Source organism: Mucilaginibacter sp. KACC 22773, from assembly GCF_028736215.1.
Classification (GTDB): Bacteria; Bacteroidota; Bacteroidia; order Sphingobacteriales; family Sphingobacteriaceae; genus Mucilaginibacter.
In genome coordinates, this window is sequence record NZ_CP117883.1 from 1379600 (window position 1) to 1400047 (window position 20448).

17 protein-coding genes are annotated in these 20448 nt (G+C 45.8%); 8 read left to right on the forward strand and 9 right to left on the reverse strand.

The genetic code is table 11. The features are described from left to right. Positions 1-215: 215 nt before the first annotated feature. Together PQ469_RS06125 and PQ469_RS06130 are read left to right on the forward strand one after the other, a co-directional pair. Entirely contained in the window at positions 216-743 is a 528-nt protein-coding gene (locus PQ469_RS06125) for a DinB family protein (protein ID WP_274212141.1), read from the forward strand. Between the two features lie 225 nt (positions 744-968). After that, a complete protein-coding gene (locus PQ469_RS06130) occupies positions 969-1733 on the forward strand; it encodes a PRC-barrel domain-containing protein (protein WP_090651199.1) in 765 nt (254 codons plus the stop codon). Between the two features lie 232 nt (positions 1734-1965). On the opposite strand, the gene PQ469_RS06135 is transcribed toward PQ469_RS06130, so the two are convergent. The 3 genes from PQ469_RS06135 to PQ469_RS06145 are packed head-to-tail and all read right to left on the reverse strand — an operon-like array spanning position 1966 to position 2867. After that, entirely contained in the window at positions 1966-2175 is a 210-nt protein-coding gene (locus PQ469_RS06135; RefSeq protein ID WP_090651198.1) for an SHOCT domain-containing protein, read from the reverse strand. Positions 2176-2179: 4 nt separating this feature from the next. Further along, positions 2180-2371, reverse strand: a complete 192-nt coding sequence (locus PQ469_RS06140; RefSeq protein ID WP_143065473.1) for a hypothetical protein — start codon at positions 2369-2371, stop codon at positions 2180-2182. Positions 2372-2429: 58 nt separating this feature from the next. Further along, positions 2430-2867 carry an Hsp20/alpha crystallin family protein gene (locus tag PQ469_RS06145; RefSeq protein WP_274212142.1) on the reverse strand — a complete coding sequence of 146 codons (438 nt, stop codon included), beginning with the start codon at positions 2865-2867 and terminating at the stop codon, positions 2430-2432. Between the two features lie 419 nt (positions 2868-3286). Here PQ469_RS06145 and PQ469_RS06150 point away from each other — a divergent pair, with 419 nt between their 5' ends. The 6 genes from PQ469_RS06150 (at position 3287) to PQ469_RS06175 (ending at position 11954) form a co-directional block, all read left to right on the forward strand. Then, positions 3287-3979: a TapB family protein gene (locus tag PQ469_RS06150; RefSeq protein WP_274212143.1), complete on the forward strand. Its 693-nt coding sequence runs from the start codon at positions 3287-3289 to the stop codon at positions 3977-3979. Positions 3980-4144: 165 nt separating this feature from the next. Then, positions 4145-4984 carry a chromate resistance protein ChrB domain-containing protein gene (locus tag PQ469_RS06155; protein WP_274212144.1) on the forward strand — a complete coding sequence of 280 codons (840 nt, stop codon included), beginning with the start codon at positions 4145-4147 and terminating at the stop codon, positions 4982-4984. Between the two features lie 90 nt (positions 4985-5074). Continuing rightward, entirely contained in the window at positions 5075-6472 is a 1398-nt protein-coding gene (locus tag PQ469_RS06160; protein ID WP_274212145.1) for a TolC family protein, read from the forward strand. Then, a complete protein-coding gene (locus PQ469_RS06165) occupies positions 6469-9633 on the forward strand; it encodes an efflux RND transporter permease subunit (RefSeq protein WP_274212146.1) in 3165 nt (1054 codons plus the stop codon). The genes PQ469_RS06160 and PQ469_RS06165 overlap by 4 nt, the downstream gene beginning before the upstream one ends. After that, positions 9630-10715, forward strand: a complete 1086-nt coding sequence (locus tag PQ469_RS06170; protein WP_274212147.1) for an efflux RND transporter periplasmic adaptor subunit — start codon at positions 9630-9632, stop codon at positions 10713-10715. Before PQ469_RS06165 ends, PQ469_RS06170 begins: the two co-directional genes overlap by 4 nt. Positions 10716-10769: 54 nt before the next feature. Further along, a complete protein-coding gene (locus PQ469_RS06175; protein WP_274212148.1) occupies positions 10770-11954 on the forward strand; it encodes a chromate transporter in 1185 nt (394 codons plus the stop codon). Positions 11955-11995: 41 nt separating this feature from the next. Here PQ469_RS06175 and PQ469_RS06180 read toward each other — a convergent pair whose 3' ends face one another. The 6 genes from PQ469_RS06180 to PQ469_RS06205 form a co-directional block, all read right to left on the reverse strand. Then, entirely contained in the window at positions 11996-13150 is a 1155-nt protein-coding gene (locus PQ469_RS06180) for a L,D-transpeptidase scaffold domain-containing protein (protein WP_274212149.1), read from the reverse strand. A gap of 128 nt (positions 13151-13278) precedes the next feature. Further along, positions 13279-14931: an alpha-glucan family phosphorylase gene (gene glgP / locus PQ469_RS06185; RefSeq protein ID WP_274212150.1), complete on the reverse strand. Its 1653-nt coding sequence runs from the start codon at positions 14929-14931 to the stop codon at positions 13279-13281. A 2-nt stretch (positions 14932-14933) separates the two neighbouring features. Further along, positions 14934-15353, reverse strand: a complete 420-nt coding sequence (locus PQ469_RS06190; RefSeq protein ID WP_274212151.1) for a hypothetical protein — start codon at positions 15351-15353, stop codon at positions 14934-14936. Then, positions 15341-17725 (reverse strand): phosphoketolase family protein, encoded by a 2385-nt coding sequence (locus PQ469_RS06195; protein ID WP_274212152.1) that lies wholly within the window; start codon positions 17723-17725, stop codon positions 15341-15343. Before PQ469_RS06195 ends, PQ469_RS06190 begins: the two co-directional genes overlap by 13 nt. Beyond that, a complete protein-coding gene (locus PQ469_RS06200) occupies positions 17707-18915 on the reverse strand; it encodes an acetate/propionate family kinase (RefSeq protein WP_274212153.1) in 1209 nt (402 codons plus the stop codon). The genes PQ469_RS06195 and PQ469_RS06200 overlap by 19 nt, the downstream gene beginning before the upstream one ends. 606 nt (positions 18916-19521) lie before the next feature. Next, positions 19522-20376 (reverse strand): universal stress protein, encoded by an 855-nt coding sequence (locus PQ469_RS06205; protein ID WP_274212154.1) that lies wholly within the window; start codon positions 20374-20376, stop codon positions 19522-19524. Positions 20377-20448 lie beyond the last annotated feature (72 nt).

The following is a 20448-nucleotide window of genomic DNA, read 5'->3' on the forward strand; positions in this document are numbered from 1 at the left end:
ATGCCTTGGCTTTCGATTTATAAAGGTGTTATGTGGTGAAATTAATTAACAGGTCCCTATACAATACTTATAGAACAAAGCTCATTTTTATTGGTTTGCATTTTTTTTAATTGACAGGGAAAAATTTCAACCAAATTGAAAAAACGAAACCTGGGTTAAACTTTTTTAAAACACACTTGTTTTTGAGTTATTGGTCATCAATAAAATTCAAGCTCATGAACGACACATTGTTTGCAAGTGAATTTGCCAGGGAACTGGAGGCCGAATCGCCGGCCAGTCTCAAATGCCTGGAGCGGATCCCACTCCGGCTGTTTGGCTGGAAACCGCATGAAAGATCTATGGAAATGGGTTACCTGGCGTTGCTTGTGGCCGAGATACCCTTATGGATTACACATATCATCAAACATTCCGAGATCGACTTTGCTACCTTTCAGCATTTTAAACCGGATGATACGCAAGGCCTGGTAAATTATTTTAAACAAAACGTGGCAGGGGCTAAAGCAACCCTGTTAAATGTCGGCGAAGGTGAATTGGCAGAAACCTTTTATCTTAAAACAGGTGGCCGGGAATTGCTCCGGTCATCCAAAAAAGAGCAGGTAGAATCGACGATTAACCATATGGTGCACCACCGCGGGCAACTAACAGTTTATATGCGCCTGAACGATATTGAGGTGCCATCAATATATGGGCCTTCGGCAGACGACAGGAGTTTTACTTCGGCAAGTGGTGTACAGTATCTGTAAAAGTGTCCTGTAATGATTAGGTGAGGGTTAGTCTTGAGTCGAAAGTCTTAAGTTCCATGAGGCTGTTTTTAAACAGCTTCTAAATAAAAGACAAGCAAAATATGACTTGAGACTTCCGGCTAAAGACTGTTGACTTAACAATGGATTATCCCGCAGATATTCCGCTTTTCAGCATGATTTTTGTGGGTAATTAAGAAGCAGATGCTGCGATAAACCGAAAAAATCATGAAACGGAATGTAAAAAGTTTGGCTGGCTTCAGTATGGGGGCAACCGATGGTGAATTTGGAAAACTGGAAGAGTTTTATTTTGACGATGAAACCTGGACTATACGTTACCTGATTGTTAAAACGGGGGGTTGGCTGTTTGGCCGCAGGGTGCTGATTTCGCCTGCTGCATTAAAAACGCCCGATTGGGAAAATAAAGTTTTCCCGGTGAACCTAACCAAAAAGCAAATTGAACACAGCCCTGATATTGATACGGAAAGAACAGTTTCCCGGCAGCAGGAAATCGACCTGTATAGTCACTACGGCTGGCCATACATGGGTTCCGCCGGAGCAGGATTTTATGGGGGCATGGGTATGTCGGGCATGATGGAGTCCCGGGTACCGTTTGAAGAAAGCATTTTGGCAACAACAACCGGCGATAAGCACGTCAACCCACATCTGCGCAGCACCCGCGAAGTTACAGGTTACCGCATTCATGCCACTAACGGCGAAATTGGCGATGTGGAAGATTTTATTGTTGACGATCAAAGTTGGCGCATCCATTTCCTGGTAGTGGATACCGGTCATTGGTTTCCGGGAAAAAAGGTGCTGGTATCACCCAAATGGATCACCCATGTAAAATGGGAAGAAGACGCGGTTTATGTAGATATCACGGTTAACGCCGTAAAGAACAGTCCTGAATACGACCCCTCGGTGCCGCTGCCCGAAACCAATGAAAATGAATTTTACAGGCACTACGGTAACGAGGCAGAAAACAGCTATTGATTCATCACATTGCCCCATCGGGCTTAATATCATTAAGTTAAAAAAAGCAGAAAGATAAATAATATTGAACATTGAATTTTGAATGCCCAACACCGAAGTTTTTTCCTTCATTACCCGATATTGGACATTCCTTATAAACAACTGTACATGCATCACTTGCCGGGCAAGGAATAACAACCCCGGGGCCAATCCCCGGCCCGGCAATTTTTTGGTTAAAAACTATAAAAACTATTTACTTTTCCAGTTCCGCTTTTCTTTCCCGGTATTCTTTTTGGTCAATCTCGCCCCTGGCAAAACGTTTTTTTAGGATATCCAGCGGTCTTTCCCGCTGATACCGCTGCCCGGGTATGCCAATAGGCAGGGCAAATATCCAAATGACTATCAGGCCCCAAACTATCCACCAAATCCAGTTCATTCCCCAGTAATATTGATAATACCACATGACTTTATTTTTTAAATGGATGTTGAATTTTTTCCTGCAAACGCCGCCATTTTGCCAGCGCTTCCTGCGCGAGTTTCCTGGCACGCTCTGCCGCTTGTCCCTGCTGATCTTTTTCGGCAAGCGGACCTTCCGTTTTAAGCTCGGGTGCCGGTTGCCCGGCATCATTTTGCTTGCTTTGATCTATACTGGCCAACATAACTAAAAAAATAAAGGCGCCTGGTACGGCGCCTGTTAACAATTGCCGCAGTTGTGGCTTATTTAATCTCTATCTGGCGGCTGGCCGTCCTGGTTTCTTCTTTTTTGGCCACATTAACCTTCAGTAAGCCGTCGGTGTATTCCGCATTGATACCCTCGTTATCCACAGAATCGGGCAGTGTAAATGAGCGTACAAATGAGGTATAATTATATTCGCATTTGTTGTACTTTTTGTCGTTAGCCGGTTGCCCGCTTTGTTTTTCGGCCGAAATGGTGAGTACGTCGCGGTCAAGGCTTACTTTAAAATCTTCTTTGCTTAGCCCCGGCGCGGCCAGTTCAATATGGTAATAGCCATCCGTTTCTGAAATGTTAACCGCCGGCACGCGCGACACCATACGGTCGGATAAAAAAGTGTCGTTCATGATAGATTCAAAAATGTCGTCGAACCCCGGGCGCAGCATATTGCTTTTGCCGTCATTAAACTTTACAAGTGTCATGATGCTTCCTCCTCTTGATTTTTGATCTGCCGGAATATCCGGCTTACTGTTACAACAAAGGGGAATGCGGGTGGTTTGTCATTTTTTTATTTTGACCCAACTAAATGCTCCCATAATTGTATGTCAAAAGCCCAATAAGGAATTGATGCCGGGAAATCATTTAAACCATGATTTTGCAGGCCCGCTTATTAACATGTACTTTCACGGCTACTTGTCAATAAGCATTATACAGTTACCATGTTAGGTTTTTGGGGGCCGAATTGTATTGTAAAATCCGAACTTACCCCTTGTTTTAAAATATCCCTCGTTTTTAACATTTCAGATTACGTAACTGCCGCATCATGATGACGTATTTATACGATTGTATATCTGTGCTTTAGGCAGGATATTTACTCCCGGTTTAATCATCTGTAAACGTTATGAAAAAATTGATCATCCTGCTGCTATGCGCTGCTATTGGCGGGCATGCAGTTAACGCCCAAAGTTGTAACCAGTTTGTTAACAACGTCAACGGCAAAAAACTCAGTTATATTAACCACGATGCCAAGGGACAGCCACAAATGACCGCTGTTTATACCAGCACCAAAAAAGACGCGTCGACCGTGGCGGTACATGCCGTTATCAGCGACCATAATGGCAAGGTTATGGGCACCGGCGATTCGGAGATGATTTGCAGTGGGGACGCGATTAAGATTGATATGAAATCGTTTATCCCGGCCGCCTCTATGAAACAATACGGGGACATGCAGGTGAATGGCGAAGCCAGGTACCTTAGTTACCCTGCCGATATTAAAGCCGGGCAAACGCTTGATGATGGATCGGTAACTATCAGCCTGAATAATGGCGGCGCGGCAAAAGGGGAGATGCAAATGGACATTGTTAACCGTAAAGTAGAAGCAACCGAAACAGTAACCACGGGGGGCGGTAGTTTTGATTGCTTTAAAATAACGTACGATGCTACAACCACGATGAAGATGATGGGGATCAGTATACCTTTCAGGATGAAAGTAATCGAGTGGTTCGCGCCAAAACTGGGGCGTTTTGTAAAGTCGGAAACCTATAGTAAAAATGGCAAGCTAATGGGCACCATGACACTGGAGTCTATTAACTGATCAAACATTAGTGGCTTTTTTACTTTACAAATTTCGGGAATAAACGTTACCCGCTTTCTTAGCCTATCTCTGTTGACTTGAACAAATTTGTTACGATTACCTATGGACAGCTGCCAAGGAATTCGTTGCCATAAAAAGGATTAGATTTCTAACTTTGGTAACGAAATGAAATGGATTACCCGCGAACATCCGAAGATAGACCGTATTGCCTGTCCCTGGCTAATCAAACGCTTTATCGATTCCGAGGCTGAGATTATTTATGTACCGGTAGACCAGGTGATTTCGCAGGCCGCAGCCTTGAATGCTATTCCCTTTGACCTTCCGGGTGTGGAGTACACGCACTACGACGACCAGTGTACCTTTGATTATTTTATAAAAAAGCATCAGCTCAAGGATATCGCGCTCGACCGCATAGCTGCCATTGTTCGGGGGGCCGATACGGATAGACATGATTTCGCCCCTCAGGCATCGGGTTTGTCGGCCATTTTTTTAGGGTTATCAAAAAATATCCCTGATGACCACGAACTGCTGGAACTGGGTATAAAAGTATATGACGGCTTATACACCTGGGCCAAATATCTGTACGAGCAAAAACATATACAGGAGCCTGTAGAATTCCTTTTACTGGAGGTTTTTAATAAATACCTGAAGCAGCAGGGATCAAAAAAAGCACCGGTATGGGCAAAAGAGATTAAGGAGATGATTCAGGACCAAATTGATACCAATATGAGCTTAAGCTTGCAACAGGTGTCGGAAGAACTAAAGATTAACCCGGCCTACCTGTCGCGGGAGTTTTCAAGGTACTTCGAAAATTTATCCTTCGGCGACTATATCCGTAAAATGCGCATCGAAAAATCAATAAACCTGATGGAAACCACCGACTACTCTTTAACGGAGATTGCTTACCTCACCGGATTTTCGGACCAAAGCCATTTTAACCGGATTTTCAAAAAACAAATGGGGATGAGGGCGTCTGAGTACAAAAAAAACGTGGTAAAAAAGTAAAGCAGATTCTATTCGGTAAAATCTGTTCTATTTTAAAATAGTAAATTGCCATAGTATTGCGCTTACATATACAGCACTGGATTTCCAGCTATGAAATATCCCGACTTACCCGCCCTTCCAAAAATCAGCGTGCTTGCAGGTGTGCTTCTTTGTTTTTTATTCCCCAGGCAAACTTTGGGGCAGCAAAGTAAGCCCTATCTTGATTCCCTGCTGCATACCGCAACAGCTAATTATCCCTTGATAAAAGCCAAGAGATTGCAAACACAATCTTTACAATATGCTGTGAAGTATAAGCAGAATGGCATTATTCCGTTGCTTAACGCATCGTACCAGGTAGATTATGCAACCGCCAATAATATAACCGGCATGGTTTATCCGCAGTTTATTACACCTATCAGCGGTCCGCCAAGCAAGGGTAATGATTATAGCGGCGTGCCGGGCAGCGCGGCCGCACTTAACCTGCAATGGGAACCCATTACTTTTGGTCAGCGCCGTGCCGAAGTTGACCTGGCTAAGGGCAGATTGAAATACGGGCAGGCAGACGAGAACTTAACCCTGTTTCAGCACCAGGTAAATGTAATTGGCGCCTGGTTAAATTATTTGCTGGTTAGCGAGTTGATTAAAGTTTACCGGTCAAATATTGATAGAGCAGCTTTTAATTTAAAACAGGCCCAAACCCTGGTAATAAGCGGTTTGCGGCCCGGAACCGACTCTTCGTCCTTTCAATCGGAGTATACACGGGCCCAAATGCAATTAATTACTTTTGAAAGGCAACAGGATTCCACGTTGATAGCGCTTAAGGAACTGGTAGGTGGTACGCTACCAGCCGGCCTAGTGGTTGATACTTCACTTTTTAAAACTCTCCCCGTAATTGCTTTAAGCGATACTATAACAACCAGCCACCCCGAAGTGCAATTGGGACAGGCCAACCTAAATGCCAATGAACTGGCGTTAAAATCATTAAAGCGAAGTATCCTGCCCAAATTAACCTTATGGAGCACCGGTTACGGTCGGGGATCGGGCATTGCCGCAGATGGTTCGGTAAACTCCGGCGACGGCTGGCGCTTTCAGCGTTATAATTATGGTGTGGGGGCACAAATTGCTTTTCCGATACTGGAAGTTTTCAGGCACGAGCCCGTATGGAAACAACAGGAACTTATCACCGCATCAAGCCGTGAGCAACTTTTGCAAACCGAATTACACCTTAATACCCAAAAAGAAATTGCAGCATCCAATTTTAAAAGGGCGCTGCAATCGGCGCAGCTTGCACCGCAGCAATTACACTCCGCCGAGTATACCTACAAGGGTATTCAATCAAGATATAAGTCGGGCCTTATTAATTATTACGATGTGATCCAGGCACAGCAATTATTATTTCAGTCGGCAGCTACAGTCAGCATCGCCTATTACAGTACATGGCGGGCATTATTAAGTGAAGCGGCTTACAGTGGCAACCTCAACCTGTTTTTAAATCAATACGGCAAATGAACATTATCCAGTTTTTATACGCCTCATTAAGAAAACCGGTCACCATTGTTGTAGCCGTTATTGCCATCGTTTTTTTCGCGGTGGTATCTATACGTACCATGCCGGTAGATATTTTCCCGAAGCTGGGTACCCCCACTATTTATGTGGCGCAAACTTACGGCGGGCTATCAGCCGAACAGATTGAAGGGTTTGTAACCTCCTATTATGAGTACCACTTTTTGTATGTAACCGGCATTAAATCTGTAGAAAGCAAAACCATCCAGGGGGTTACTTTATTAAAATTGAATTTTTACGAGGGCACCGATATGGGGCAGGCCACCGGCGAGGTTGTATCAATGGTAAACCGCGCGCGGGCATTTATGCCTCCCGGCACGGTATCGCCATTTGTAACCCGCTTTGACGGGGGAAGCGTGGCGGTCGGCCAGCTGGTTTTCAGCAGCCCTACCAGGTCATTAGGCGAGGTATCAGATCTGGCTTTATTTAAGGTACGACCCATGTTTTCCACCCTGCCCGGTGTTTCGGCGCCGCCGCCGTTTGGCGGTAATCAACGTTCGGTATTGATTAAAGCAGATCCGAATAAATTGCGTAGTTATGGTGTCAGTCCCGAGGAACTGGTAACGGCCATTGCCAAAGGGAACACCATCCTCCCGGCGGGTAACCTTCGTGTGGGCGATCAGATGCTCATTGCCCCCCAAAATACGGTTGTAGATAATATACAGGATTTGGGCAACATCCCCGTAAAAACGGGCAGCGGTCCGGCCATTTACGTACATGACCTGGCGCAGGTGGATAATGGAGCCGATATTACAGCAGGTTATGCGTTAATTAACGGCAAACGTTCTGTTTATATCCCTGTTACCAAAAGGGCCGATGCCTCCACCTGGGATGTGGTACAAAAGGTGAAAGCAGCCTTGCCCGATATGCAGGCCGCCATTCCGCCAGATATCAAAGTAAGTTATGAGTTTGATCAATCGGGCTATGTTATCAATTCATTAAAAAGCTTAATGACCGAGGGCATTTTAGGCGCTTTACTTACCGGCCTTATGGTACTGCTATTTTTGCGCGACTGGCGCGGTTCGCTCATCGTGGTTTTAACTATCCCGCTGGCCTTGCTTTCGGCGGTTATCTGCCTCAAACTTTTTGGGCAATCCATCAACATTATGACTCTTGGCGGCCTGGCACTGGCCATAGGTATTTTGGTAGATGAAGCCACCGTAACAATAGAAAACATCCACCATCACCAGGAAAAAGGCGAGCTGAAGGGGCGCGCCATTTTAGAAGCCTGTAAAGAAATTGCCTTGCCTAAATTGTTAATCCTTCTTTGTATCCTGGCGGTATTCTTCCCGGCTTTCTTTATGTCGGGTATTCCTAAAGCCATGTTCCTGCCGCTTTCGCTGGCTGTTGGTTTTGCCATGATAGCTTCTTTCCTGTTGTCACAATCATTTGTGCCGGTTGTTGCCAATTGGTTGTTTAAAGACCAGCCGGCCGAAACCGCAAAAGAAGGCAAGCGCATGGCCCGTTTTAAAGAACGACATGGAAGGCTGATCCTGCGGCTTTCGCCCGGCAGAAACATACTAATACCCGTTTACCTGGTCCTTTCATTTGGCCTGGTGGCGTTGCTTTTTTTAACAGTTGGTAAAGAATTATTTCCGAAAGTTGATGCCGGGCAGTTCCAGGTAAGGCTAAGGTTGCCCGAAGGAACACGTATTGAACGGACAGAAGCAAAAACAAAACAACTGCTGCACCTGGTTGATAGCCTGTCGGGTGGCAATAAAATTGCGATATCATCTGCCTATGTTGGTTTAGTGGGTTCAAGTTACCCGGTGAGCGTTATCCACTTGTGGACGAGTGGGCCCGAGGAGGCCCTGTTAAAAGTTAAATTTATCTCAGGTTCGGGCATCAAAATAGATGATTTCAGGGAAAAGGTACGCCAGGCGGTAAGTGTGCAAATGCCCGGGGCGCATATTTCTTTTGAGCCGGCAGATTTGGTGGGCCAGGTGATGAGCCAGGGAACGGGCACCCCTATACAGGTACAGGTTTTAGGTAAAAGCCTGGCACAGGACCGCCAGTTTGGAAAAAAGATTGTTGAGCGTTTGAAAACCCTGCCTTACCTGCGCGATGTGGCTTATAGCGCCCCGCAAGGTTACCCGGCCATGAAAATTGAATTTGACCGGGTAAAGCTGGGTCAGTTAGGCTTAACTGTTGAGGATGCCGGGAAATCGCTGGCTGCAGCAACTTCATCCAGCCGTTTTACGCAGCCCAATTATTGGGTAGATAAAACAGCCGGAACAGCTTACCAGGTACAGGTGCAGATACCGGAGCTGGTGATGAACGACCCAGCGCAGGTGGATAATATTTTGTTGAGCTCCAATAATGGCAAACAGGTTTACATGCGCGATGTAGCAACCTGGAAAATGGGCAATACCGAAGGCGAATTTGACCGCTTAAACCAAAAACGCTTTATTACCATAACTGCCAATTTGCAGGGCAAAGCGCTGGGTTCGGCCATTAACGATATCGATAAGATTATCAGTGAAACCGGCAAACTGCCCGAAGGCATGAAAATACAGCAGCCGGGCCAGGCCGAAGTTTTTTTACAAACTTTTCAGGAGTTGCAGAATGGTATTTTGCTGGCTATCGTGGTAATTTTCCTTTTGTTAGCAGTAAACTTCCAGTCGTTCAGGTTATCGCTGGTCATTATCTCGGTTATACCGGGCATATTAGCTGGGAGCCTGCTGTTGCTATGGATCTGCGGTAAAACACTGAATATACAATCCTATATGGGCTGTATCATGGCTGTAGGTGTGGCCGTGGCCAATGCCATCCTGTTTGTGACGCAGGCAGAAAAATATAGAAGTGAAAAATTACAGGAGCCCTATTTGCAGGGAATTAAAGACCGGATAAGACCTATCCTGATGACCAGCTTAGCGATGATTGCCGGAATGGTGCCAATGGCCTTAGGCTTAGGCGAGGGGGGCGACCAAACATCGCCCTTAGGTACAGCTGTAATAGGCGGCCTTATCTTTTCCATCTTCTCCAGCCTGGTTATTTTGCCGTTAATGTACCAGTTCTCCATAGGTAACCGGCCGGTGCCTGTTATCTCTTTAGATCCGGATGATCCGCAAAGCAAATATCAACCCCTAACCGAAAATCAATCATGAAAGCTATCAATTATATATTCTTAGTCCCTGTTTGCCTTTTGGCGGCCTGTGGTGGCAACCAGGCCGAAAAAGCAGCCCCCCAGGGCTTGCCGGAAAAGCCGGTGGTTAAACTGTTAACCCTGAAACCAGAACCCATTGCCAACAAACTGAACCTCACCGGTGAAATTATCCCCTTCGATCGCGCCAATATTTATGCCCGTACACCGGGCTATGTGAAGGAAGTAAAGGTTGATATCGGCTCAAAAGTTACTAAAGGCCAGGTTTTATGCGTCCTTGATGCTCCCGAATTAAAAGCGGCACAGGCGCAAAGCCAAAGTAACAGCATGGGCACAAAGTCAAAATATGAATCCAGCAAATCAACTTATTTAAGGTTGTTAAAGGCTGCGCAAACGCCCGGCGCTGTTGCCGATAACGAACTGGAAATTGCACACAACCAAATGCGGACAGATAGTGCTGTTTACCAGGCTTCCCGTTCGGCTACCCAGGCCAATAAAGCGATAGAAGATTACCTGGTGATCCGGTCGCCTTTTAACGGTGTGGTTACAGCCAGGAACATATTTAAAGGAGATTTTGTAGATAATACCGGTAAAACGTTGCTGTTCCGTGTTGAGGATAATTCGTCGTTAAGGGTTGATGTGGCCGTGCCGGAGGCATATAATTCCACCACGCTAAAAGATAATGAAGCAAGTTTTACGGTATCGGCCAATCCCGGCCAGGTGTTTAAAGCCAAACTGGCACGAAAATCAGATGCCATTGACCCGCAAACGCGAAGTGAAACCTGGGAGCTTACCTTTCCAAATGCAAACGGTTTACTTAAACCCGGCATGTTCGCCCAAATCGTATTGCCGGTCAGCCGTCCCAAAGAGGGCTTCCTGGTGCCATTTAAAGCAGTGGTATCTACCCAGGAACGCAAGTTTGTGATCAGGGTGGTAAACGGAAAAACCCAATGGGTAGATGTAAAGACCGGTTTTACCGGCAAGGAAAAGACCGAGATAGCCGGCGATTTGATGCCTGGCGACCAGCTGGTGGCACAGGCCAATGAGGAACTGAAAGAAGGCACAACGGTGCAGGTAAAGCATTAGCTAAAAAGGCAAATATTGTAGCCTGGCAAATATGCACAACGAGGAGAAATACCCATGGAAGAGCAATTAACCAAACAACAACCGGCTTATTCATTGCTGGATATTACAAAATACTTTTTAAAACTGGGCACCTGGGGTTTTGGCGGCCCGGTAGCTTTGGTAGGGTATATGCAACGCGACCTTGTTGAGCAAAAAGACTGGCTAACGGCCGAAGAATATAAAGAAGGATTGGCTTTAGCGCAGCTGGCTCCCGGGCCTTTAGCGGCTCAGTTGGGTATCTATATAGGCTTTGTTCACTATGGCCTTATCGGTGCAACGCTTACAGGCCTGGCTTTTGTACTGCCTTCCTTTATCATGGTGGTGCTGTTAGGCATGGCATACAAGCTTTATGGCGGCTTAACCTGGATGCAGGCAGTATTTTATGGAGTAGGTGCAGCGGTTATTGGTATCATCGCCATGAGCGCCTATAAACTAACTGTTAAATCTATCAGCAAGTTTGAACCGGCTGCCATGAAATCCAAATGGCTGTTGTGGCTTTTTTATATAGCCGGTGTTGTAATTACGATTATTACCGAAAGAGAAGAAATATTATTGTTCCTGGGTTGCGGCATCATGTATATGGTTATCAAAGCGCCGCCCCGGTGGGTCAAAAAGCCGGCGGTACTGCCGGCCGGAATATTGATAAGTACCGGTTTCTGGAAATATGACGGAAAGACTTTGCAGGAGATTGCCTGGTTTTTTGCAAAAGCGGGTGCGTTTGTATTTGGCAGCGGCCTGGCCATTGTGCCGTTTTTGCATGGCGGTGTGGTAAAGGAGTTTGGCTGGCTAACAGAAAATCAATTTGTAGATGCGGTTGCCGTAGCTATGATCACGCCGGGACCCGTGGTTATCACGGTTGGGTTTATCGGTTATCTTGTTGCCGGTTTTCCGGGAGCATGTGTGGCCGCGTTAGCTACTTTTTTGCCTTGTTATTTATTCACTGTCGCTTTAGCGCCATCTTTTAAAAAGATCGCCAAAAATATCAGCATCAAAGCATTTGTAGAGGGCATCACCGCATCGGTAATAGGCGCCCTGGTAGGGTCGGTAATTATTATCGGGTTACGGTCAATTGTTGATATCCCTACAGCGCTGATTGCTTTAGCTACCGTAGTTGCACTTATTTATATCAAAAAAATACAGGAACCTTATATTATTGGTATAGCTGCCGTTATTGGGTTAATCATCAAAATCAGTAGTTAAAATGCTAAAACCGGTATCAAATTTTCGGTGAGGTGGCGTGATCAAGGCTTGCTAACCTTGTATAATGCTTTTTTCAATCTTTGATCGGCATAAAAAATATCTTTATAAGTAACCAGCTGCCCGTTCCGGATATCGCAGGTGAGGTAAGTAAGCGAGACTGGAATGGACTGCTTTTTGCCGATGTTTGTTAGCAAGGCCAAAAGCTTAGCGCCGCGGACAACATTAACCTGGATAATGGCTGTATCCTGGCCAACAACGGGTGTTATTATAACCGGTTCTCCTTGCTTTTGATAGCCCGGCCTGCTTACCTGCAAAAATACATGCCCTTTAGCTGTGGTGATGTTGATTGCCGAATAATCCAGGCCTGTCGCCAACAGATCCATACCCGGTTTGTCTATTTTTATTTTGAAGTATTGATCGCCGGTTTTGGTATGCACAGTTAATATACCTGAAGGGATGTTGATATCAACAGGTGTTTTTTTCCTGTTGCTGTACCAGCGCAGGCGCTCCATATTGATGGCTACCCGTTGCACGTCGGCTTCACTAAACTCGTAACAATCCAGTTCATAAAGTCCTTTCATCAAATACATTTGATGTTTCAGGGACGCGTAAGCTTTGGATTGAGGTTGCACCTTGCTGATCTCTTTTTCAAATTGCTGGCTTTTAAGTGCATTGATCAGCACCTTTTCGGCATTAAACTCGCTTTTAATTCCCGAGTCGATTTTTGCGGTAGGGTAATTCGGGTTAAGCCGGCCATAATGCAGGTTGTTTTCAAAAGCAATTATGGCATCGGTTAACAGGATGTCGAACATCGCTTTTTGCCTGTTGCTAACCGGGCTTGAGCTTGATCTGAGTAGCTTCAACTTATCGTATAATAACTGATCTGGATGATAATCGGCGTGTTTTAGCCCGTAGGTAACCACACAATCAAGCAACAGCATAGCATCGGTAGCATGAGTTTTAACGGTGTCTGGCGCTATCCAGGCCAGCTTGAAGCCGGTTTGCCGGTAAACGCGCTGAACACTGTTTGGGAAGTATAATTCTTTGCGGTGTATCGCCAGCTGGGCTTTTATAGCTGTTGCTATGGATGTATCTTTTCGGGCACTGTATGCCGCGGCCTCTGGTGCAGCGCCGATTAACAATAACAACAAAGTTACTCCTGCCGAAAAGAAAAACAAGCGGTGATATTTTTGCATCTTTATCTGGTTTTAGCTTTATAAAGATCGTGCTAAAACCTGCCATTGTTCATGATGGCCGTCATGGAAAAAACTGACATTGGGCACAAAACGGCCAATCAATTAACAACTAATATACAGATACCTTGTTACAGGCTATACATTTTCTCGTAATATTCGGCTGCCAGCCGTCCGGCTTCAAATGTGGGTACCACATCTGCGGCTGCCTGTTTCATGATGCCTAACCACTTTTTTGGAGCGCCATAATACATGGGCAGTACCGTTTTTTCCAGTACGTCCATCAGGTTCCTGTTTTCCTGGTTATCTTTTTCATGCGCCTGCAGCTCGTTGGATGCGGGCTGAACCAGGAAACAGTTTTTCATGTCTTTGGCAAACTCAGGTACCCAGCCATCTGGCAGGGAGAGGTTAATGCTGCCATTCATGGCCGCAGTCATGCCGCTGGTGCCCGATGCCTCGCGGTACATCCGCGGATTGTTAAGCCAAACATCCGATCCTTTTTTTAGCAAGGCCGATAAATGCAGCTCGTAACCGGTTAACACCGCACAGTTAGCAAATGCCCGCGTACGTGCGATGATCTGGTTGAATAAGGCGATAGAGCCTTCATCCTCCGGGTAGGGCTTGCCCGCCCAAATGATTTGTACAGGATATTTAGCATTATTTACCATGGCCACAAACCTTTCCCAGTCCTGCATTACCAGGTCGGCGCGTTTATAGCCGGCAAAACGGCGGGCCCATACAATAGTCAGCACATTGGGGTCAAACAATTTTCCGCACTGGTCTGCTATCACCCGGAACAGATCAAGCTTCATCGCCTTTTTACGGGCAACAATAGCTTCTGCATTATTCGCAGCGATGGCCTCATCTAAAGCGACATCTCGCCAATAGGCTTTATTTTGTGCGTTGGTAATGGCTATAATTTCGCAAACACCGGGATTATTGCCCCACATTTGCCGCGCTACTTCGCCATGAAGTTTAGATACGCCATTTGCTTTACCCGAGAACTTAAGCGCCGCGAGGGTGTAGTTAAAACTATCTCCGTCCATCCCTAACAACGATTTTGCCTCGTGCTCCTGTAAATGATAAAAAAACGACATTTTTTTTAGCAGGTCATATCTATGTGCTTCGTTACCGGCCATTTCGGGAGTATGGGTGGTAAAAACCACTCTTTTCTTCACTTCTTTCAGGCTTTTATATTTAGCGTACAGGTAAAAGTTTAATGATACCGAGTGCCCTTCGTTCATGTGGTAAATATCCGGTTCAAAGCCTAAAATGTCCAGCAACATAGCGCCGCCAACGCCTAAAATAATGGTTTGCGCTATCCGGGTTGCCTCGTTTGAATCGTATAGCCTATAGGTAATCGACTTAGAAACTTCATCGTTTTCCGGAACATTGGTACTCAATAAAAATATGGGCGCCGTACCAAATGTTTCGGGTTTTAACAACCAGGCTTTAACATGTACAGGCGCGTCATGCACCTGTACAGTAAAAACTATACCGGTATCCTGTAAAAAGGAATACTGCTTTTCAATAAATTCCGGCTTCATAAAGGCGTTGCCATCCCTCACCTGGTCATAATAACCGTATTTCCACAGCATACCTATGCCTACCATGTTTTGCTTTAACTCATAAGCACTTCTTAAATGCGAGCCGGATAAGAAACCCAATCCGCCGCTATAAATTTTTAAAGCCTGGTCAACCGCGAATTCCATTGAAAAATAAGCAACGGATGTTTTGTATTTCTGATCCGGCTCATAGCCAAAAATATCTTGTTTATTCAGCATATTTAACTTTTAATCCTATAAGGTGTCCATTTAAAATACCTATCTTCCACTATCTGCTGTTCAACCAATTGGATATTGGCATCAACCAGATTTACATGTAAATCTTCGTAATGGTCTATCCTGTATTGCAATAATGCGGCCACACCGTCGTCGCCGCGTTTAATTAACTCATTTATGGATGTCAGGGCACCTTCCTTGGCTTTTTCCATAGCTTTTACCAAACTGGTTGTTTGATAATATTGCTCATAATCCGGCTGTAAAGTATAAATAACATTATGCCGGTCTGTCAATCGGGCACCAACCAGACTAAAGTCATTTGCCGGTATCATTTTTATTCCGGTGTCATTTTTATCAACGCGATAGCTGCGGTAATAGGTATGCATATCGGGCCTTACAACTACCTCTTGTTCTATTGTTTCCATTTCCAGTTAAGTATTTCGGGCATATCCTTGCCGTTGGCTTTAATATATTGCTTGTGTTTGGTAAGCTTATCTGTTAGGTACTGTTTAAGATAAACGCCTTTGCTGCCCGTTTGCGGCAGGCGGTCAATAACATCCATTACCAGGTGAAAGCGGTCCATTTCGTTAAGTACGGTCATGTCAAAAGAGGTGGTGATGGTGCCTTCCTCTTTATAACCCCGCACATGCATATTGGCATTGTTGGCGCGGTTATAGGTTAAGCGGTGTACCAGCCATGGATAGCCATGGAAAGCAAACACCACGGGCTTATCAATGGTGAACAACGCGTCATAATCTTTATCGCTGAGGCCATGCGTATGTTCGGTGCTTTTTTGAAGTTTAAACAGGTCTACAACGTTAACAACCCTTATTTTTAGCTCGGGCATGTGTTCCCTTAAAATCGATACCGCTGCAAGTGTTTCTAAAGTTGGCACATCGCCGCTGCAGGCCATCACCACATCCGGTCCGGCTTCCTGGTCGTTGCTGGCAAAATCCCAGATACCTATGCCGCGGGTACAATGCTCAACCGCCTGCTGCATATTAAGCCATTGCGGCGCTGGGTGTTTGCCGGCTACAATAACATTTACATAATGATAGCTGCGCAGGCAATGGTCCATTACCGATAACAGGCAGTTGGCATCGGGCGGTAAATAAACCCGCACAATGTTGGCTTTTTTGTTTACCACATGGTCAATAAAGCCGGGGTCCTGGTGAGTGAAGCCGTTATGGTCCTGCCGCCAAACGGTAGATGTTAATAAAATATTAAGGGATGCTATGCGCCTGCGCCAGGGCAGTTCGAGCGTTGTTTTTAACCATTTGGCATGCTGGTTAAACATCGAATCGACAATATGAATAAAGGCTTCGTAACAGTTAAACAGGCCATGCCTTCCGGTAAGCAGGTAGCCTTCCAGCCAGCCTTCGCATTGGTGCTCGCTCAGCATTTCCATTACGCTGCCATCTGCTGCCAGGAATTCATCGTACGGAATTATCGGCGCGTCCCATTGGCGGTTGGTTACCTCAAACACTGCATCCAGCCGGTTTGATACCGTTTCATCCGGGCCAAATATCCTGAAGTTTCGTTTTTCCTGGTTTGCCTTGATCACATCGCGTAAAAAGCGCCCGCTTACGTAAGTATCACCTTCGCCGTTAACGCCGGGGCTTTCCACCGTGGTGGCGTAGTCCCTAAAATCGGGCAGTCGCAAATCGCGCAGTAAATTACCGCCATTGGTATGCGGATTGGCACCCATCCGGCGGTCGCCTTTTGGCGCAAGCTCGGCCAGTTCGGGCACCAGTTTGCCCTGTTCGTCAAATAATTCTTCGGGCTGGTAACTTTTCATCCAGTCTTCCAGCATTTGTAAATGTTCGGGCGGTGCCGAGGCGGAAACTGCCAGCGGGATCTGGTGCGAACGGAAGTTGCCTTCAATTTTATGGCCATCCACTTCCTTAGGCCCTGTCCAGCCTTTGGGCGACCGTAACACGATCATCGGCCAGCGCGGGCGTTCGGTATTGGGTTGTTCGGCATCATATTTTATTTGTTTAATGCGGTCAACCGCATAGTCAAGCGCGGCCGCCATGTCCTTGTGCATTTGCTCAGGGTCTTCGCCTTCTACAAAAATGGGGTTCCAGCCGTAGCCGCGGAATAGTTGCTCCAACTCTTCATGGGTGATGCGGGCTAAAACCGTTGGGTTCGAGATCTTATAACCGTTCAGGTGCAGTATAGGCAGTACAGTTCCGTCGGTAAGCGGGTTCAGGAATTTATTGGAATGCCAGGCTGTTGCCAAAGGGCCGGTTTCAGCTTCGCCATCGCCTACAACACAGGCAACCACCAGGTCGGGATTATCCAGCACAGCGCCAAATGAATGGCTTAAGGAATAACCCAGTTCGCCACCTTCGTGGATAGAGCCCGGGGTTTGCGGCGAAGCGTGACTGGATATGCCGCCGGGATATGAAAACCGGGTGAACAGTTTGCGCAGGCCGTCTTCATCTTGTGTAATATCAGGATAAACTTCTGTGTATGTTCCTTCCAGGTAGGTGCCGGCAACAACAGCCGGCCCGCCATGCCCCGGACCAGAAACATAGATCATATTCAGATCATATTTATTGATGATACGGTTTAGGTGTGTATAAATAAAGTTTTGCCCCGGCGTAGTGCCCCAATGCCCCAGCAGCATATTTTTTACATGCCCCAGCTTAAGCGGTTCTTTTAACAATGGGTTGTGGTGCAGGTACAATTGCCCTACCGATATGTAATTTGCAGCGCGCCAGTAGGCATGTATTTTTCTTAATAGTTCGGGCGATAATTCAGCCTGTTCTATATCTAAAATTTCGGTTTCCATGGTGAGTTTTGTTTTAAAATAATGGTTTGTGTATGTTGTGCAATCATTGCTTCTTCATTGGTTTTTAGTACCATAACCTTTACCTTGCCTGTTGGTGACGATATGTTTTCGTTGTGATGGTTGTTCAATTTTTCGTCGATGCGGATGCCTAAAAAATCCAGGTCGCGGCAAATCCGTTCCCTGATAGCGGCCGAATGCTCGCCTATGCCGCCGGTAAAAACCAGCAGGTCTAACCCGCCCATCGCCGCTGCCAGCGAACCGATAAACTTGCGTGCCTGGTAACAAAATGTGGTAATGGCCGCGCGGGCTTTGGCGTCATGGGCAGCCAGGCCCAGCAATTCCTGCACATCGTTTTTGCCGGCAATGGCCTTTAACCCAGATTGTTTACTAAGTAAAGTATCCAGCTGTGTAGTAGTGAGCCGCCCTTGTTTCAGCAGGAACAGCACAACGCCGGGGTCAAGATCACCGGAACGGGTACCCATTACCAGGCCGCCAATAGGGCTAAGGCCCATGGTAGTTTCTACGCTAATACCATTTTTTACAGCGGCCATGCTGGCGCCATTGCCCAAATGAGCTATAATGATATTTTGTTTATTCACATTAATACCATCGGCGGCCAGTTTTTGCATAATGTATTGGTACGAAAGGCCATGAAAGCCATAATGCAGCAGGCCTTGTTCCCGGTATTTATCGGGCAGGGGGTAATATTTAGCTTCATCCGGCATATCAGCGTGGAAGGCCGTATCAAAGCAGGCTACCTGTGGCAACTGCGCAAAAGCTTGTTGGAATGCTTTGATAGCTTTTATTTCATCGGGCAGGTGGTTAGGCGCCAGGTAAATATATTGGTGCAGGGTTTTCAGTAAATCGTCTGTTATGAGTTGCGGTGCCCGGTGGTTTGGCCCGCCCTGCACCAATCGGTGCCCTATGGCCAGCAGCCTATTGTTGTATGGGCTTTTTTTAACCCAACGGATTACGGCTTTTACTGCTGTATCCAGGTTTTTAAATCCGGCGGGGTGGTCGGGCAGCGCTTGTTCCTGCTTGTTTATCACAAGTTTGCTTGATGCACTGCCAATAGCGTTTACACTGCCCAATAACTCCTGCTGCAGCGAACCCGTATGGTACAAACTAAATTTAAGGCTTGATGAACCGCAATTAATGGTTAACAGAAAAGTATTTAAGGAGACCGCCATACCTGTTTTAATCGTGTAGTTTAAAAATGGACTACAATGCGAAGCTATAGCTTACTACCGGCTCGGGGAATGACGTTCATGACCATAAATAGTGATGTATATCATATCCTTAGGCACAACCCGATGGGTATTAAAATGTTTTGAATTTTCCCGGTGTATTTGTGATAGAATTTTGTGGTAAATATTAAGGAGGTAGAAGTAGGGCAAACGCATCTTAATACTTAACGGCAATAAGCTGTCATTTAATAATCGCTAACGGTATAAGCTTATGGGGTCGGAGAGATATAAGCATCAAACGATACCTTGTTTTTATTGGCTGATCGTGGTTAAGTGATCCAGGTACCAAAGGGACTTGTATTGACCAACAACAGGCACAAATATTGGATGCTTCTAAATTGCACGATCAGTTTAGTGTTAACCATGTTAAAATATAAAATATTTATTATCAAATACTTATAAAAAATATATCTGAAATGTGTTAAGTTATGTTAACCCAAGTAAACGCATTTGCGCTGGCGGTAGAAGTTGTTTTTCCTTACCATAAATAGCAAAACGCAGCCTGGAGTGCAGGCAGTGTTTTGTTTAGTTAGCTGGTTTCCAAATCAATTACGCCCGGAAAACCAGTAAAGGGACCGAAAGGTGGGCAGCCATTTTTTTCGTATGGCTTAAGCTTAAAATATCATCAATAAAACTATAGGGGCCATGGTTCATAGCCAGGATATCTACCTGCCCATGCTCACATAGCCAGGTAAGGCCTTTTTCGGCATTGGTATCCTCCAGCGCACGGTAATAAATGTGGGGATAATCGGCTTTGTTAGATAGTTCGGTGAGCAACTGATCTATCAGCAACTGAAGTGCCGCAGAATGGTGCTTATCGGTATAAACATGGGTTAACAGAATTTCGGCATTAAGCTGCCTGGCCAATGTTATAAGTTTATATATAGATTTCATGTCTTTCCCGATTTTGTTAAAATCAGTAGCGAAAGCGATCTTTTTCACCATCCTTACACCCGCCTCGGGCGGAACGACCAAGAGTGGCTTCTTAGCTGCATCAATGAGGGCGCTGCAATGGTTTGCTAATAAAAAGCCGCCCCACCCGCTATTACCATGCCTGCCGATAACAACAAGGCCAACATCGGCGGTTGCGCAGTTTGCGTTCACTACATCAGTAACCCGGCCTGCTTCATTTACATAACCAACCTCGGGCCTGAAGGTGTCTGTTTGGTCAGTAAGTTCAAGATGGGCTTTTAAACGCTGTAATTCAACGGTACTATCATCTATCAGCAATTCATTTTCTTCTATCGGCCAGCCTGTAAATCCCGCTTGCGGCATTTCTGCCGGTACAATTACTGCATTGCACAGCAATACATTTGCCCTCATTTGTTTAGCCAGGTAATAGCCATATTCGGCTGCATGCCGGGCGCTGTCTGAAAAATCGGTAGGAATTAATAATGTTTTCATTTTTTGCCGTTTAACCGGGAGTAAAATTGGCTAAAGTACCCGGGCAAAAGTATGACGATGGTCACTGCACAA